This window comes from Halorubrum sp. SP9 (assembly GCF_005435015.1).
GTDB classification, from domain to species: Archaea; Halobacteriota; Halobacteria; order Halobacteriales; family Haloferacaceae; genus Halorubrum; species Halorubrum sodomense.
The window spans coordinates 1-210 of the sequence record NZ_SGXU01000818.1 but is presented as its reverse complement, the minus strand read 5'-3'; the positions used below and the strand labels follow the sequence as shown (position 1 = coordinate 210).

1 protein-coding gene is annotated in these 210 nt (G+C 62.9%); it reads right to left on the bottom strand.

Going from position 1 to position 210, the window contains the following annotated elements:
* The coding region (locus EXE45_RS19410; RefSeq protein ID WP_137695233.1) for a hypothetical protein at positions 1-210 on the bottom strand (210 nt) is incomplete at both ends.

The window sequence follows — 210 nt, the reverse complement described above, 5'->3', positions numbered from 1 at the left end:
CTATCACCTCTTTCGCCTCCTCGGTCATCGTCGGGTAGCAGTTCCGCTTCGCGTGGGCGATGTACTTGCGGAGCAGTTCCGCGTCGATCTCTGGCGCTACCTCCTCGGTCACCTCCGCGACCTGCTCCGAGGTGAACTCCGAGCTCGACAGCTGCTCGCGCTGGGTGTTGAGCTCGCCGGCGTAGTTCGTCTTGATGATGTGCTGGGCCA